Below are 17,583 nucleotides of genomic sequence, written 5' to 3' on the forward strand. Positions count from 1 at the left end.
AACCACCCTGACGTGCAATCCGTTTTTCAAATATCACCATAAATTGAAATCATCTCCGGCATCCGGGTATCTTGGTGCCAAATTGCTGCACATTTACCCTCAATTGAAAAAAACTCGCCGGATGAAATGGCAAACGCCTGTAATTTAAGGCAATAAGTCAACTAACGCGTGTGAGAAATTTAGTTAAGAGTTTAGTATATGGTATTCCGGCTTGTATCTCGGGCAATGTTTTCGGCATTGCATCTCAAGACTTTCAATCAATTCAAGAAAGTTAAGCCGAAATCCGTTATGGATCGTTTGGGGATCCCCTCACTTGTTTCAGCGATTGTGATTGGCAGTGCCAGCGCTGCCTTTGCCCAGAACCATGACTGGGCTGTTGACCTCAGAGATCTTGTCGATCCAGTTCCGGCCGGCGGCGAGATCACCTATGTTCTTAAAGTTTCCAACAGCAGTTTAACCGCATCACCGGTCACGACCGTTGACTTGACCCTTCCAAACAACACTGAATTTACCGGCATCTCTGGCGAAATCGGCCCCTGTACGCCGACACCCGCGACGGGGCCCGCCACGGTCACTTGTGATGTGCCTGCAATCGCGGCGGATCAATCCGTCTCTGGCAACATTGTAATTCAAGCAACGCGAAACGGTGTCGTCGCATTTACGGCGGCTGTTCCCACCGCTGGCGATCCGCTGATTGACAACAATACCGCCACAGAAACCACCTCGGTCCAATTTGGATCCGACATTGATGTAAGCATCTCAGGGCCCGCCAGCGCCGTGGCAGGCGACATCATTCCCCTGACTTTAAACGCCGAAAACCTTGGCCCAGATCCGTTGTTAAACGCCACGTTGCGTTTTCCCATTCCCACAGGCATGACGATCACAAGCCCAGCGCCAGGGTGTTCGCTAAGCAGCGGCGCATATCTGTGTACGATTGCAGGTCCAATCGCTGTGGGAGACTCGGTTTCGTTTCCCATGTTGGGACAAGTTACAACCACCGCAGGCTCAGGGATTACAGCTTTGGTCAGCTCTTCTGCTGGCAGTCCAAGTGACCCAATCAATACCAATGACACCGCAACACATGACATCAACATCACGGCAGGCAGCGACCTGCGCATCAGAAAACAACGTTCACCGTCTGGTCAGGTCCTGACCGGCGATGATGTGACATTCCGCCTTTCTGCTTTCTTCACCGGGGATTCACCCACAGGTGTGCAGATTGTTGACACCCTGCCCGACAATTATTCCATCAACAGCGTAACCCCGCCCGCAGGCAGCGATTGGACCTGCGCGGTTGCTGGGCAAACTGTCACCTGTGATCTTCCCGCAGGCGGCGCGCCCGGGGCAAATGTTTCCCTTGGTGAAATCCTGATTGAAACAACAACCAACGCAGCCGGCACCGTAACCAACAGCGCAACCATATCCGCCGCAGGTCCGGCGGATCCGAACCCAGCGAACAACACCGGCGGTGATGGCGGTGTAACGATCCGCGATCCATATGTTGATTTGGCAGCATCAAAATCTGGCCCCATGCCCGCGCTTGTGGTGGTTGGGAATGATTACGATTACCAAATTCAAGCCCGCCATGTGGGCACCGCCCCATTCTTTGGCACGCTGGTTATGACGGATAATCTTCCCGCTGGCCTGACATTTAATGGACTAACAACTGCGAATGGTTGGACCTGTAACCCTGCGGGCCCCTTGGTGGGGCCTGCTGAGCTAACTTGCACATTGGTTTATGAAGAAAGCAGCCCATTGCGGCCCAATCAATCCGCCCCCCCCGTGGTCATCAATACTACGGTCACAAATGCAGGGCAAATTGAGAACAGCATGACGGTCAGCCTGATTGATCCAAACCTTCCTGATGTTAACCCGGGGAATGACACTGCAGTTGTGCCAGTCACAGGTAGCGTTGGCGGTGACTCGGCTGATATTTCCATTCAGAAGACCCGTGACATCGCATCCTTGGCCGTGGGCGACTTGCAGACTTTCACCCTTGAAATCAGCAACAGTAGTGCGACGACATCTACAAATATCAGCGTGACGGATAATATACAGAACCTGTTGGCAAGCACGCAAGGCACGCCGACCTCGGGTTTCACCGGTTATACCATTGTGGAAAATAGCGCATCAGGCGTCAATTGCAGCACATCAGCGCGCGGAGGAAACGGTGTACTTCTGGGATGTACAATCGCCAGCCTACCCACCTGTACTCCCGGCACTGATTGTCCAACCATCACCTTTTCTGTTCATCTGGGACATGGCGCGACCTCACGCACCAATACCGCAGAGATCATTTCGAACAGCGTGGCAGACCCAGATCTCACCAACAACAGCGCCAGCGTTTCTTTTGACGTCGCCGAACGCGCCGACGTCACTGTTTCAAAGCAAGCGTCACGCCTAAGCGTTCCTGCAGGTCAAGAATTGCGCTATGTCATTACAGCAAGAAACAATGCCCCTAACCTAAGCCCCGCAAGGAATGTCGAAGTCACAGACAGCTTGCCTGCTAACATGGTGTTTGTGTCCGCGACACCATCGTCGGGCGGAACCTGCTCTGTGTCGCCGACCCCAAATTCCACAACCGGGCCCGGCAACGATCAAGTCGTCTGTGACCTTGGCGATTTTGTCAGCGGTGGTCAGCGCACGGTTACAGTCGTTCTGCGACCAACAACATCCGAGCGCGGCACTCAGATTGTCAACAATGCCAGTGTCACGACCACAAGCATCGAGTTGGATAGCACGAACAATACCACCAGTGCGTCTAGCGATGTGACCGATCCGGTTGTGGACCTTCAGATCAGCAAAACGGACAGTGTTGATCCCGTCGCGATCCCCGACAGCACAACCTATACATTGACTGTGCGCAATGCGGGTCCGTCACATGCGGAAAACGTCGTGGTCACTGACACCATGCCGACTGGAAACGTCCAGTATCGGTCGCATACGGTCCCTTCAGATGGCACGTGTTCCTCTGTGCCTGCGGTTGGATCGACCGGTGGCACCTTGACCTGTACCTTCCCTCTTTTGAAGGGCAATGAAGTGCGCCAGATTACTGTGGTTGCGGATGGCTCCGACAAAGGCGTCGCGCGCAATTCAGCCAGTGTGACCTCAACCGAACATGCGCTTGGGTTTGATACCAGCACACTGAATGACACGGCCGAGGAAACCACCACAGTGCGGACACGGGCAGATGTGCAAGTTACGTCTAAAACCGCGAACCCAACTGAAGTGAATGTCACTGATACGTTTGATTTCATTATCGAAGTCGCAAACCCTATGGGCAGCAACCCAAGCCAACGAGAGGCCGATGACGTCGTCGTCTCAGATACATTACCAAGCAACATGGTCCTGACAGGCACGCCCGTTGTTGTCGCAACGGCTGGAAGTATTTCCACAACGACCTGTACTGGCACATCAGGTGGAACCAGCTTCAGCTGTAGTCTGGGAACCCTCAGCCTGAACGGCGCGGCTCGAATTACGGCACCTGTCCGTGTGACATCTGTCACAAGCAATCCGCAAACCGTAAGCAACACGGCCAGTATTGTTACATCCTCGTTGGACATCGACCCATCCAACAACAGCGCGACCGGATCCGTCACGGTGCATGCCTCTACGATCAGTGGCGTGTTGTACCGGGATTTCAATGACGATGGCACCCAAGCCGCAACAGATACTGGCATTGCTGGCAGCACGATGTCCCTAACAGGTACGGCCCAGGATGGCAGTCCAGTAACGCGCAGCACCACAACAGATGCAACCGGCGCTTTCAGCTTCACCTTTCTTCCCGAGGGCACGTATAGCATCACCCGCGCTGATCCTTCGGAAGATTGGCTCGATGATGGCACGGATACAGTGGGCACAGCAGGTGGTGTCACGTCTGCCCCCGCGCAGATCACGGGCATCGCCCTTGGAGGCAATACGGATGCAACAGGATACCTGTTTACCATGGTTCCCCAAGCCCGTGTCGGCTTGGCGAAAGCTGTGCAAGCCGGGCCAACGCCCAATCCTGATGGGTCGTTTAATGTAACCTTCCGTATCTTGGCCGAAAATTTCAGCCTAGAAGCTTTGACAAATATCGAAATCACAGATCAGCTTAGCGGTGCGACCCCCGCATTTGGCACGCATGTAACCCTTGGCACACCCGCCAGTGACACGCTGGCCACGGGCAATTACACCCTGCTGTCCGCCCCGTCCGGCAGCTGTGGTACGGCCAACCCAGGCTTTAACGGCGATACCAACACTGCGCTGATTTCGACCTTTGGCCTGAACGCAGGCGCAACTTGTACAATTGATGTGTCTGTGCGTGTCCGGCCACAATCGCCCCTGCCCCCCGTTTTGGCCCACGGTGGACGCTTCCAAAACCAAGCCAGCGTTACCGCCGAAGGTGTTCTGTCGGCGCAAAATGAAAGCGGGAATGTTGAGCTGAGCGATCTGTCTGACAATGGCACAAACCCCGACGCCGACAACAATGGCAGCGGTCGTGACAGCGGTGAAGATGACCCAACCCCAGTCAATCCCGCCTTTACCCCGGCAATCGCTTTGGTGAAAACTGCAGATATCGCAGCCTTGTCATCGCCCCCGGCGAAAGACGATGTGATCACCTATAATTTTGCCGTGACCAATACCGGCGATGTGAACCTCTATGATGTTACGGTCACCGATCCGTTGACAGGTATTCAAATGTCCGGTGCCCCCATTCCTGTGCTTGCCCCTGGTGCGACGAACAACACCACCTTCACGGCGACATATGTGCTGTCTCAGCTTGATGTAGATGCGGGCGAAGTGGTCAACCAAGCCAGTGTTGTAGGCACGGATCCATACGACACAGAGGCCCGTGATTTAAGTGGCACGCTTGTCACCAATGACACGCCATTGACCACAGTCTTGGCGCAAGAACCAAGTCTTGCCATCATCAAAACAGCAGATGCGTCGGCCTTGTCATCCCCCGTCGTGCTCGGCCAAGAAGTTGCCTATAGCTTCAGCATCACCAACACGGGCAATGTCACCCTGACAAACGTGCGCCTGGAAGACCCGCTGCCCGGTTTAACCCTGACAGGCAGCCCCATTGCAACGCTCGCTCCGGGTGAAACGGACAGTACCAACTTCACAGCAAGCTACCCCGTTGCACAAAGCGCAATCAATGCCGCGAAGATCGAAAACAGCGCCACTGCCTTTGGTACACCGCCAACAGGTCCCGAGGTCAGTGACATCTCTGGTGCTACACTGACGGATGATGTGCCCAACACGATCACACTCAGCCAAAACCCTAAAATCACACTTGCGAAAGAAGCCGACGATTCCGCCTTCCTCAGCACTGTTGCGCAGGTTGGGGATGAAATCCCTTACACATTCACCATCACCAACACCGGCAATGTGACCCTCACGACGGTAACGATTGAAGATATTTTGCCAGGCGTGGTTCTGACGAACAATCCGCTTCCCACCCTAGAACCGGGCGTAATCAGCACCGATATCACCGGCATATATGCCTTGAAACAGGCTGATATTGATCGCGGGCAAGTTGACAATACGGCAACCGTAACCGGTCATTATAACGTTGGCACCGGCATGGAAGGTGAAGTCACCGACACCAGCTCCGACATTGCCATTGTCGCCCCAATTGAGGCGCTTCCTGAGACCTTCCCCCCGATTGAAACCAATGGCGGTGTGACAACTACGGTTCTGAAATCAGACAGCGTGATCAACAAACAGGCTGACTTGACCAATGTCAGCATTCGCGTGCTAAGCAGCGACCCAGCCCTAACCTTGGACCCGACAACGGGCCTGATCACCTTGGCGCCAGATATGCCCGCCGGCGCCTATCTGGTCAGCTATGAAATCTGTGCGATTGCCTTCCCAACAGTCTGTGACGACACCACTGAAACGGTAACCCAAGCCGCGATTGCGGGACTAGATGTGGTAAAAACACAAGACGTTACAGACAATGGCGATGGTGTGGATGGCGTAGGTGATACGATCACTTACACAATCGCGATCACCAATATTGGCAACACACCTGTCGAAGATGTCGCCGTGACGGATGACTTCCGCGCCATTGATGGTTCTGCGTTGACGTTGGATCACCCCCCGGTGTTTGACAGTGCCGATGCCGGATCATCTGAAGGCAGCCTTGAGATGGGCGAAACCGCGACTTATACCGCTGATTTCATCTTTTCCATTGCGGCCGTCAGCGGTGGAGGCACCTCTAACTCAGCCACCGCATCTGCACTTCCCATCTTCGCAGCAGATGTACCAGGCACACCACAACCCGTCGACGACGTATCTGATGATGGGGATGACAGCGACGGAAATTCCGACGACGACCGCACAGAATTCGCGATCGAGTCATCTCTTGCACCATCGGGTCTGACGGTGAATAAAACCACGCCGCGCAGCACCGTTGAACGCGGCAGCACCGTGCCCTACACGATCACCATCCGCAACGAAAACCCCGTTGTTTCAGGTAAGCTGAACGCAATGGATATTCTGCCTGCTGGTTTCCTTTATAGCGAAGGATCTGCCACCCTAGATGGGGTGAAAGCGGATGTCATTGTTGAGGGGCGCGTCATCACTTGGCCAGATATTCCTGTGCCCCCATTGACCACCGTCACCTTAACCTTAAGCGCCCGCGTCACGTCTGGTGCGGATGTCGGCGAGCACGTGAACACCGCCACCATCCGCCACCCAGAAAATGACTCGCTTCTTGCGGCACCTGCCACGGCGACCGTGCGTATTTTGCCAGAACCTGTCTTTGATTGCGGTGACGTGATTGGGCGTGTGTTTGATGACAGCAATGGCGATGGCTATCAAAACGATGGTGAGACCGGTATCGCAGCTGCGCGTGTGGCTGGCGTAGATGGCACCGTAATCACCACGGATGAATTTGGCCGCTTCCACGTGCCATGCGCCATGTTGCCTGCGGACCGTGGATCGAACTTCATTCTGAAACTTGATACGGCCTCTCTGCCAAGCGGATATCGGGTGACTTCTGAAAACCCACGCGTGATCCGTCTGACCCCTGGCAAAATGTCTGAAATCAATTTCGGGGCTTCTCTGTCACGGGTGGTGCGGGTGGATCTAAACATCAACGCGTTCACCAATGACGCCGATGGTCAGCCCGCAATGAAACCTGAGGTGACCCGTGGGATCTCTGCGTTGTTGCAACAGATTTCTGACGAAAGGGTACATCTGCGCTTGGCTTTCCACCTGCCAGAGGACGCAGGCGTAGAAAAAATACGCCAAGCCCGTGTTCTGCGCCGCATGGTTGAACGCCATATCCGACGCGAATGGCGTCGCACCGGACGTGTCCGGCTTCTCATTGAACACATCATTGTACGCCCGCAATAACGCCGAAAGCGGAGATTATCTATGAAACATATTCCAACACTCCCCCTCTCAAAGCCGCGCTTGCGTGGCCTTCTGACAGGTTCCGCCGTAACTGCCTCTGTGTTGATTGCCGTTGCAGGTTATGCCCAGACCGCGACGCCCTGCGACGTGGATAACGGTGACACATGTTCGGTCAATAATTCCGTCGTGCGCCAGTCGGCTGGGCGCAACATCGAACTGGGTGAAATCCACACCACCAAGCATTTCGATACCGTTGGTTTCGCGATCTCGATCGACAATGAACCCTTCATCGGGGCGCCGCCCCCGGTCAACCCACGACGCAATCAAGACCTGAACATCGCACGTGCAGACATGCAATTGCGCTATGATGGTTTGCAACATCAGCGCCTGTTGAATGTCGCGACCACAGATCTGCGGGCTGGGTTCCAAGCGGGCGATGTGGTGCGCTTCCGCACGTCAACCAATTACCCCGCCTATATTGAGCGTGCCGAAATACAAATTCGTGATACAGCCCAGCGCGGCACCCCCATCATCGCAACACTTCCTGCGGGCACGAATGACAGTGTCAGCTGGTCCATGCCAGCAGATGGCAGCGGAGATTTCGCATATACCCTAAGGGTTTATGATGCTCAGGGGCGCTTTGATGAAACAGCGCCCTTGCCTGTAACGCGTGCCAGCACTGCGTTTCCAACCCACAAGACCAATGCCCCTGTGATCGCGGCGGGCGAAGGCAAAGATCGCACCCGCTTGCGCAACATCCCTCTCAGAGGTGGCCGCGTGATTGCCAATGGCGAAGGGTTTCAGCCTGGCTCTATGGTGCGTGTGATGGGCGATAACGTACCCGTTGATGGCAGCGGTAAGTTCGTTGTCAGCCGCATTTTACCCGCAGGCGACCATGTGGTGGATCTCAGCTTTGGCAATCAGGTGATCCACCGTGATGTGGAAATTCCAACGTCGGAATGGTTCTATGTCGGCCTTGCTGATCTTACGTTCGGTCACAAAATTCGCGATGACGCCGCCGAGGCCGACCCCGATTTCAAGCAGAACTATAGCGAAGGGCGTCTGGCATATTATGTTGATGGCCGTACTGAAAGCGGTTGGCGGGTGACATCATCGCTTGATACCGGTGAAGGTGACTTGAAGGATATGTTCCGCCGCTTGAACGACAAAGACCCGCGTCACGTTATTCAACGTCTTGATCCTGAAGATCTTTATCCGACCTATGGTGATGACAGCAGCGCCTATGACAATACGCCAACCTCTGGACGTTTCTATGTTCGGGCGGAAAATGATCGTCTGCGCTTCACCTGGGGCGATTTTCGCAACAATCTGAACGAAGACAGCCTGCTGGCCCAGTCGCGTGACTTATACGGGGCCGAGCTGCGCTATACCGCGCCATCAGTCACGGAAAATGGCGCGCCTCGCAGCCAGATTACGGTCTATGCCGCATCGCCTGATACCCTGCCCCAACGTGATATTCTGCGTGGCTCAGGCGGATCCGTTTACTTCCTGTCACACCAAGATATCAACGGTGCCTCTGAAAGCCTGCAAGTTCAAATCATCGATCCTGATACAGGTCGCGTTGTGAAAACGACACGCCTGATTGCCGGCCAAGATTACGAAATTGATTACATCCAAGGTGTTGTTGTCCTTAGCAAACCACTGCAATCCTCGGCATCCGATGGCGGTTTGGTGCAGGGTGCTGGAGGTGATTACGACGTGAACCTCGTTGCGCTATATGAATACACTCCGGGTGGTGCCAAACTTGACGGCAGCTCTTTTGGGGGGCGTGCAGAAACTTGGATCAACGATTCTCTGCGGGTTGGCGTAAGTGCCAGCAATGACGAAACCGGTGCTGCCGATCAAAAAACCGCAGGTGCCGATCTGCGGTATGAATTTGGCCAAAGCTTCGTTGAAGCCGAAATTGTCCGTACTGAAGGTCCTGGGTTTGCGCGCACCGTGTCCACAGATGGCGGCCTAACTTTGGATGAATTGCCCGCAGGAACCGGCGCCCCGGCAAACGCTTTGCGCTTCAACGCCCAGCTTGATTTCGCAGATCTTGGCTTGAAAAGGCCGGGACAGACCAATCTGTGGTATGAACGCAAAGACGCAGGTTTCAGCACGCTGAACGAAGAGATTTCAAAGAACCAAGAACTGATTGGCTTTGAAGTTGAAACGGATCTAAGCGACAGCTTAAGTTTTGGTGCCGAATTTGAACAATTCACAAAAGAAGGCGGAGACCGCCTGACCGAGGCAGAGTTGCGCCTGTCATGGGACATCGATGAACATTGGACCCTTTCCACCGGGATCAACCACGAAGACCGTCGTACCATTGGCAACGCTACCCGTACAGGTCACCTGACCCAGCTGGGTGCCCGTCTCAGCTATGAAGCATCCGAAGACCTCACCTACTATGGCTTTGGTCAAGCGGCGGTTTCTCGGTCAGGCGGTCTTGCCCGCGACAATCGCATTGGCGTCGGGGTTGATGCCCAACTGTCAGAAAAAATCGGCCTTTTGGCCGAAGTTTCCGGTGGCGATCAGGGGGCTGGTGGGAAATTGCGGCTGCGATATGCCCCAACCGCTGACAATGAAATCTACCTTGGATATACACTTGATCCCACCCGCACAGGCGCTGGTTATACCCTTGCGGGCAAGGATCGGGGCACAGTGGTGCTGGGTGGGAAATACCGCGTTTCCGAACAGGTTTCGACCTATATGGAAAACAACTGGGATCTCTTTGGGGAACGTCGATCTTTGACGCGGGCTTACGGCGTGAACTACACGCCCGACAGCACCTGGACGCTGTCTGCCGCAGTTGAGGCAGGGGATGTGCGCGACAGCATCAATGGTAACTTTGAACGCCGCGCCTATTCCGCTGGTGTTGCCTATGCTGGACATGACGACCAAAACGCGCGCTTGCGCTTGGAATATCGCACAGATGACGGTGAAGGCATCAAGCAAGACCGCGAGACCTGGGCCTTATCCGCAGGATACGAAAACCGCGTTTCTGATGATTGGCGCTTGCTGGCGAATCTGGATGCGCTGTTTTCCGACAGTGCGGACGGTGATTTTCGTGATGGTGAATTCGCAGAATTCAGCCTTGGATACGCCTATCGCCCTGCTGAGAATGACCGCTTGAATATGTTGATGCGCTACGCATTTGTGCATGATCTTCCAGGTGTTGATCAGGTGAATGTCTCGGGCTCCACCAGCGGGCCTAAACAGCGCAGCCACATCCTGTCTTTGGATGCGAATTATGACCTAAACGATCAGTTCACGCTTGGCGGGAAATATGGTTACCGATCTTCGGAAATCACGGATCGCGCCACTGACGTTACCAGCTCTTCCACCGCCCACCTTGGGATAGCGCGGTTAGAATGGCACGTCGTACATAAATGGGACGTGATGGCAGAAGGCCGCATTCTACACACCGAAGGTGATACACGCGAAACCGGCGCATTGCTGGCGGGTTATCGCCACGTGGGCAACAACGCCAAGATCGGCATTGGGTACGAATGGGGCAATGTTTCAGATGATCTGACGGATATTGAATATAACAACCGTGGTGTCTTCCTGAACCTCATCGCCAAATTTTGATCGGCACTCACAATCTCAGCCGGGTTGAGATTGTGAATTGCCGTTCAGCGCATCAAGCGCAACTTTGGCCTAAACGTTGGGGGACGTACTGGCCGGGTGCGCGCGGTGTTTAGGCAGATATGTAACCATATCCGTCACAGTTGCGACCACCTGAGTCTTGATCAGGGTCTTGATCGTCTCGTTGTCCGTTTTCCCAGGAAGAATGTAGGGGTGTCAGTTGCTGGTTGTTGTCTGTTCTACGCATGATGTTGTCCATAGATTGAATTTGTTTTCTAAATTTAAATTGCCCCGTAAACCCCTGATTTTCAACGTGTGCTAACATGACCAGACACGTATTTTCTGTGGCGCAATTGCGAATAAGGCGAATGTTTGTAATAAAATATGCTACACGCTTTAAAACGTCTGTTTAAAAACTTAAAAGAAGTGATAAATTCAGAATAGGTTCACTTTCTAGTTGCGCAGGTATTCGATGAAGCAAGATATATTCTCAACCGAAGATAAGCTTGTTTTCGCCGCGAATTTGCGCGTTCTAATTCAGCGCGAAGGCATCACTGCGACCAAATTGAGCGAGGATACGGGCATTCCCCGCCAGCAAATATCTCGATATTTGTCGGGTGCGTCTTCCCCTATTCCTGATCGCTTAAGTGAGATCTGCGCATACTTCGGAACCGATGCGCGCATATTATTTGACCCTCTCGATCGCATTGACACGCCTGAAATCCCTTTAAATCAAGCCTTGGGCCTGCCAGCAGCAGCCCTGTCACCCAAGAACGTCAGTATGGAAGATGGGTTTTACCGTGTCTGGAAGCCCGCATTTGCCTTCAAGGACACCATGAATGTCTCGCTTGTGACGGTGACCTCACAATCAGGTATTAAGGTGGCACGCGGCATTGACCCAACCGCGTTTCACAATGACGCCGGAAGCAACTCTAGATTGATCAGCTTGCGCGAGCATTCCGGCGTTTTATGCGATTATGCAGGCGGGGTGGTCGCGTTTTTTAGCATGGCACGGCGTCGTAACTTGACCTGCACTATTTTGCGTCCCGAACTTGGATACCGGTCCAGCGAGGGCAGTTTTTTTGGCGTCTGTACAACGACAGCATCGGATTCAACTATGGTCACATCTGGTGCGGTGGGCATCGTCTATGAACGACTTTCCCAAACAACATCCGGCATTCTAGCCGCCGCACGCCAATGCGGGCGTAAGCACACAGCAGATCTTCCTATAAATATACAGGAACTGTTGCAGGCGGCTTTGAAAGCCTAACAAGACGTTTTTAATTGAGGTTGCGATATGTCAACGATCTTTGCAGAAAATCTACGGGCTTTGACCACGATCAAGGGCGATAAAGATCTGGTCAAAACCTGCGCGGCCCTGGGGATCAGCAAACAGCAACTGCAGAAATACCTAGATGGTGCGATGACGCCACGCAGTGATGTTCTTTACCGGATCACCCGACATTTCAACGTTGATGCACGTATTCTCTTTTCGCTCCTGTCAGATTTGGAAGGCGACAGCCAAAATATCTCTCATGCGTTTTCTGACATCCTGCATCTTCCGGCACGTGTCCTAACCGTAGATCCTCGGGCGCTTCCGGGTGGATATTATCTGGAATGGCGCGCCTCTGCGACGGATGTGAACAAGGTTTCGGCCTCGCTCATGCGGGTGCAACATCATGAAAAAGCATCTCATTTTTCCGGAATTGAGTGGAAGCACAACCTAGATGCCGGCCCAGGCACCCGCACCACGGCCCGGTTTCATGGCAATCAACCCTTTCTGTGATCCGCCATGCTGCCACCTTGCAGGATTTTTCCTTCAGCGTGCTGCATCACTCGTCGGTTCCTGCACGCAATCACGTGTTGATGGTTGGGGTGAATATTCAACAGCCCCGTGACGTATTTTTTGGTGGTAAAAATCAGGTCATGGTCGTCTGGGAGAAACTGGCCGACACATTTACAGACATCATGAAAGCCAAGCGCCAAATCGGTGACGTCCCCCTCTCAGAGATCCATCCACTGATACAAAACATGCTTCAACAAAAGGCTACGTAGTCTCTACCCTTCCTGTAGTGAGTTCCGTTGCGCCCGAACTGCGTCACCAGCCTTGCCCACCCGGCATCGATTTTTCTGAGATGTGGTCCTGTCCCGCCTAAATTCCGGTCGCCCGGCTCAATTATGCCGTCTTTCGTTCAAATGCCCAGCAGGGCACGCTTGCATGTGCGGGAGGGGGGACATGTCCCATCGCCTGACAGAACTTGACCGCCCAATGGATGACGCGCCGCGCGAACAGGCGAAACGCTTGTGTCTCATTCGCGACTTTCACTAGCGCGTATTTGACCCCTAGGAATGCACTGATCCGAATTCCAGCCCTATGAACAAAATGTGATTTTTCACCGCAAAATCAGCGGATTTTGACCGATATTTGAAAGCCATAAGCAGGAATTTGCACGATTGCCGACGGAAGGGGAAAACCCAAGTTTCTTCCCCTGCTGCGATGGTGGTGCGACGATCATCTGTCTCTCATGCGGTCGCTTTCAAAACGAGTGGTCACACAGAAACAACGAAGGTTTAGTAACGATGACACATCAAACAGTTAAATTCGCAGGCGCTTTGGCGCTGGTTCTCGCAGGCAGCACAGTTGCTGCCGTCGCTCAGGAAACTGGCGTTCCGATCACCTCTGACGCAGCTTCAGACGCTGTCAAAGACATCGAAACGAATATCCGCGATGATTATAACCGTTCACGCGATGCCGACCGCTTCAGCAACAACCGCCGCCCATTGGGCTGGCGCGGATCCGTTGCGGCATCTGCAAATGCAACCAGCGGCAACAGCGACACCCTTGATGTTGGCATCGGCGCGCGTTTTGGCTATGGCACACAGGATTGGGATCACGATTTCACCCTCAGCCAGAACTATAGCGAAAGCAACGGCGCGAAGACTGCCAACACATTCCTTGGTGCCTACGATGTAAGCCGTTACTTCAACGATCGCTTCTATGGCTTTGGTAAATTGCGTTACGCCAAAGACGAATTTGGCGCATTTGAAGAAGATGCATTTGTCGGTGCTGGTATTGGTTACCGCCTGATTGACAACGACAACTTCAACTGGCGCGTACAAGCTGGTCCGGGCTACCGCGTGACCCGCACACAAGCTGGCGTCAAAGCAGAAGAAGCGGCTGGCCTTGTCGCATCCCGCGTCTATTGGAGCTTGAACGACAATGTGTCTTTGACCAATGACACTGACATTCTGTCATCTTCAGCTGATACGCTTGTGTCAAACGACCTTGGCGTGAACGTATCCCTGTCTGGCCCACTGTCCCTGCGTACAAGCGTTCGTACAGATTACCACACAGATCCAGCAGCTGGTCAAAAAAGCACCAGCAACACATTTGGTGTGTCTCTGGTTTACAAATTCAACTGATCTAAGCTCAGATGAACGAAAGGGCGGCCTTCGGGTCGCCCTTTTGCATTTAACCCTGGGTCAAAGGCACAACGGTTTGTTCGGCCTCAGGTGCGATTTCCTCAAAGTCGAAATTATCCAGACGAACCGCGCGCTTTTGGGCCTTTTCGCTAGATGTCTTGATCTCGGAAATATCCTTTTGCGCCAGGCTAAAGTGCCGGTCAAGGTTCACAACACGATCCCCAAGACGTCCAACATCTTTCGATAAAGCCTGTAGTTCAGAACGAATACGCCCCGCGTGTTCACGCATGCGCGCATCCTTTAAAACCGCGCGCATTGTATTCAGCGTTGCCATGCAGGTGGTCGGCGATACGATCCAAACGCGCGCTGAAAACCCTTCACGCACGACATCAGGCAAACGGGCGTGAAGTTCTGCATAGACAGCTTCCGAAGGCAAAAACATCAACGCACCATCGGCGGTTTCGCCTTCAATTAGATATTTTTCTGAGATGGCTTTGATGTGGACGCGCACCGCAGACTTCAGCGCACTTAATGCACGTTGGGTCGCCTCTTTATCGCCGGCGGCATTTACTAAGGCCTCATAGGCTTCCAGGGGAAATTTCGAATCAATCACGATTGGCCCAGGAGGGTTCGGCAGATGCACCAAACAATCTGCCCGTTTGCCATTGGAAAGCGTCGCCTGAAATGTATAGGCGTCCGAGGGCAAGGCGCGGGTTACAATGTCATTCAGCTGTATTTCCCCAAAATTCCCGCGTGTTTGTTTGTTCGACAAGATATCCTGTAGGCCCAACACATCGCCTGACAGTTTTTCAATATTGGTTTGCGCCTTATCAATCGTCGCCAAACGTTCCTGCAATTGCGTCAGAGATGCCGTGGTTTGTTTCGACGATCCATGCAGTGTTTCTTTCATACGTTCTTGCATTTCAGACATGGAATTCGCTGATTTCAAGGCGTTTTCTGACAGGCGATCCGCCATATATTGCTGCATATCCGCGATGCGCGTATCGAGCTTCTGGTTTAACATATGCTGGGCGTTTGCTTGTACATCCGACACAGATTGCAACTGCCCGCCAAGATGCTGCTGATTGCTGCCAAGCGTGCGTACATCTTCGTTCATTTGCATCAATTGACGCGTAAGCTGCTCAGCCATCTCGCCGGAACGCCCAGCGCGTTTCAGCATGATAAACAGTAAGATCACCACAAGCAGCAGTAAAACCGTGCCGAAAACAGCAGGATCAGAGATGGAATAGGTATTGTCGCCGATGGTGATCATGTGCGTCCAAACAATCTTTCAATATCTGCCAATTTTAATTCAACATAGGTTGGCCGCCCATGGTTGCATTGGCCTGAATGTGGGGTGGCTTCCATTTCGCGCAGCAGTGCGTTCATCTCATCTGCTTGCATCCGGCGCCCGGATCGAATGGATCCATGACAGGCAACACGCGACAGGATCGCTTCCAAACGTTCTTGTACAAGCTGGCTTTCGCCCAGATCGGACAATTCATCCAAGATATCACGCAACATATTGCCCGCGTTGATTTCTCCCAGAATGGCCGGGGTCTCGCGCACGGCAATTGTACCAGGGCCGAAGGGTTCGATCGTCAATCCGAAACGCGCCAAATCATCAGAGCGCGCCAAAAGCATCGCCGCGTCGCCATCTGACAGCTCAACAATCTCAGGGATCAAAAGCGCTTGGGATGCCACACCATTTTCCGCCATTTGATGTTTCAACTTTTCATAGACCAGACGTTCATGTGCGGCGTGTTGATCAACGATCACCATGCCTGTCTCGGTCTGGGCCACGATATAGTTTTCATGCACCTGCGCGCGCGCGGCCCCCAAGGGCAGGGCCTCTGTTTGGGGTTGGTCTGCAACCGGTTCAAATCGCGCTGATGGCATGGATGCCTCAGCAAATCCCGGCGTGTCCATCATCGGTGCTTGGGCAGCATATGCGGCTTCACGGGCGAAAGGCGATGGCGTGTAAGATGAATATCCACCTGACCTGCGATCCATCTGGTAAACGCGCGGATCTTGGGCCGTCGGGGGGAACGTTTCAGGTCGCATCGCACCAAGCGTTGCTTGCGCCACAGTGGTTGACGCGCGATGCCCGGCCTCGGTCAACGCGGCGCGTACCGCAGATACGATCAAGCCACGCGCAAGGCCTGGTTCGCGAAAGCGGACTTCGGATTTTGCCGGGTGCACGTTCACATCCACACGATCTGGTTCGCATTCTAGAAATAAAGCTGCCGCCGGATGACGATCCCGCGACAGAAAATCCGCATAAGCACCGCGCAAAGCACCGATTAGCAATTTGTCCCGCACAGGACGCCCATTCACAAACAGAAACTGCGCCACAGCAGAGCCGCGCGAGTAGGTCGGCAAAGCGGCGTATCCGGTTAAGGTCAGCCCCTCGCGTTCCGCATCAATCTTCAGCGCATTGGTGGTAAATTCCGCGCCCATTACCTTGGTCAAACGCGTGTGTAGCGCTTCAAACAGGTCACCGCTGGCCGCATCCGCGCGAAATGTAATACGGCCTTCGCCGCCACCGGATACGTCACGCAAGGTGAACCCAATCCAGGGTTCCGCCATTGCCAAACGTTTGATCACATCATTGATCGCCTGGCTTTCGGCACGATCCGTGCGCATAAATTTCAAACGTGCCGGGGTTGCGTAAAACAGATCGCGCAATTCAACCACTGTGCCCTGATTAAGGGCGGCGGGTTTAACCGGATCCAACGCCCCACCCGCCACGCGGATGGTTGCGGCATCATGATCCTTAGCGCGCGATGTGATCGTCAAACGGCCCGCTGCGCCAAGGGATGGCAGGGCCTCGCCGCGAAACCCGAAGGAATGAATGTTCAAAAGATCTGAGCCATCAATCTTACTGGTGGCGTGACGCGACAGGGCCATAGGCAGCTGATCCGGCGCGATACCACAGCCGTTGTCCGTCACACGGATCAGGGTTTTCCCCCCATCCGCAATCGCTATTTCAATGCGCGTGGCACCCGCGTCAATCGCGTTCTCAACCAGTTCCTTCACGGCACTGGCGGGGCGTTCCACCACTTCACCTGCCGCAATACGGTTGATTGCGGCATCATCAAGCTGACGGATCACAGGCTGCACGGAAGCAGGGCTTATGTTGGGGTCGGACACAGACATACCACAAGACATAGCATGAACACCCGCGATTCTACCAGGTTAAAGCGTGGTTAATCCACA

At 53.8% G+C, this 17,583-nt stretch carries 8 protein-coding genes; 6 read left to right on the forward strand and 2 right to left on the reverse strand.

Going from position 1 to position 17,583, the window contains the following annotated elements; translation table 11 throughout:
* The first annotated feature begins 198 nt into the window (after positions 1 to 198).
* The 6 genes from RJ38_RS16355 (at position 199) to RJ38_RS16380 (ending at position 14,364) form a co-directional block, all read left to right on the forward strand.
* Positions 199 to 7,347 carry a DUF7507 domain-containing protein gene (locus tag RJ38_RS16355; protein ID WP_082005808.1) on the forward strand — a complete coding sequence of 2,383 codons (7,149 nt, stop codon included), beginning with the start codon at positions 199 to 201 and terminating at the stop codon, positions 7,345 to 7,347.
* 21 nt (positions 7,348 to 7,368) lie between these two features.
* Complete coding sequence (locus RJ38_RS16360) at positions 7,369 to 10,944, forward strand: TonB-dependent receptor (protein ID WP_052245495.1); 3,576 nt, start codon at positions 7,369 to 7,371, stop codon at positions 10,942 to 10,944.
* Between the two features lie 469 nt (positions 10,945 to 11,413).
* Entirely contained in the window at positions 11,414 to 12,211 is a 798-nt protein-coding gene (locus RJ38_RS16365) for a helix-turn-helix domain-containing protein (RefSeq protein ID WP_039019942.1), read from the forward strand.
* A 27-nt stretch (positions 12,212 to 12,238) separates the two neighbouring features.
* On the forward strand, positions 12,239 to 12,727 hold the full coding sequence (locus RJ38_RS16370) for a helix-turn-helix domain-containing protein (RefSeq protein ID WP_039019943.1): 489 nt from the start codon (positions 12,239 to 12,241) through the stop codon (positions 12,725 to 12,727).
* The gene (locus RJ38_RS16375; RefSeq protein ID WP_039019944.1) at positions 12,724 to 12,996 is read left to right on the forward strand and encodes a hypothetical protein; all 273 of its coding nucleotides are present in this window, start codon (positions 12,724 to 12,726) and stop codon (positions 12,994 to 12,996) included. Before RJ38_RS16370 ends, RJ38_RS16375 begins: the two co-directional genes overlap by 4 nt.
* A 525-nt stretch (positions 12,997 to 13,521) precedes the next feature.
* Positions 13,522 to 14,364, forward strand: a complete 843-nt coding sequence (locus tag RJ38_RS16380; protein WP_039019945.1) for a DUF481 domain-containing protein — start codon at positions 13,522 to 13,524, stop codon at positions 14,362 to 14,364.
* Positions 14,365 to 14,413: 49 nt separating this feature from the next.
* Here the strand turns inward: RJ38_RS16380 and RJ38_RS16385 are convergent, their stop codons facing one another.
* Together RJ38_RS16385 and mutL are read right to left on the reverse strand one after the other, a co-directional pair.
* Positions 14,414 to 15,637 (reverse strand): DNA recombination protein RmuC, encoded by a 1,224-nt coding sequence (locus RJ38_RS16385; RefSeq protein WP_039019946.1) that lies wholly within the window; start codon positions 15,635 to 15,637, stop codon positions 14,414 to 14,416.
* Positions 15,634 to 17,523 (reverse strand): DNA mismatch repair endonuclease MutL, encoded by a 1,890-nt coding sequence (gene mutL, locus RJ38_RS16390; protein WP_039019970.1) that lies wholly within the window; start codon positions 17,521 to 17,523, stop codon positions 15,634 to 15,636. Before mutL ends, RJ38_RS16385 begins: the two co-directional genes overlap by 4 nt.
* Positions 17,524 to 17,583: the final 60 nt, after the last annotated feature.

This window comes from Halocynthiibacter namhaensis (assembly GCF_000812685.1).
GTDB classification, from domain to species: Bacteria; Pseudomonadota; Alphaproteobacteria; order Rhodobacterales; family Rhodobacteraceae; genus Halocynthiibacter; species Halocynthiibacter namhaensis.

What these genes read in the sequence shown, in the direction of transcription:
- RJ38_RS16355 (WP_082005808.1), top strand. Translation starts at nt 199, where the DNA reads ATGGTATTCCGGCTTGTATCTCGGGCAATGTTTTCGGCATTGCATCTC.
- RJ38_RS16360 (WP_052245495.1), top strand. Translation starts at nt 7,369, where the DNA reads ATGAAACATATTCCAACACTCCCCCTCTCAAAGCCGCGCTTGCGTGGC.
- RJ38_RS16365 (WP_039019942.1), top strand. Translation starts at nt 11,414, where the DNA reads ATGAAGCAAGATATATTCTCAACCGAAGATAAGCTTGTTTTCGCCGCG.
- RJ38_RS16370 (WP_039019943.1), top strand. Translation starts at nt 12,239, where the DNA reads ATGTCAACGATCTTTGCAGAAAATCTACGGGCTTTGACCACGATCAAG.
- RJ38_RS16380 (WP_039019945.1), top strand. Translation starts at nt 13,522, where the DNA reads ATGACACATCAAACAGTTAAATTCGCAGGCGCTTTGGCGCTGGTTCTC.
- RJ38_RS16385 (WP_039019946.1), bottom strand. Translation starts at nt 15,637, where the DNA reads ATGATCACCATCGGCGACAATACCTATTCCATCTCTGATCCTGCTGTT.
- mutL (WP_039019970.1), bottom strand. Translation starts at nt 17,523, where the DNA reads ATGTCTGTGTCCGACCCCAACATAAGCCCTGCTTCCGTGCAGCCTGTG.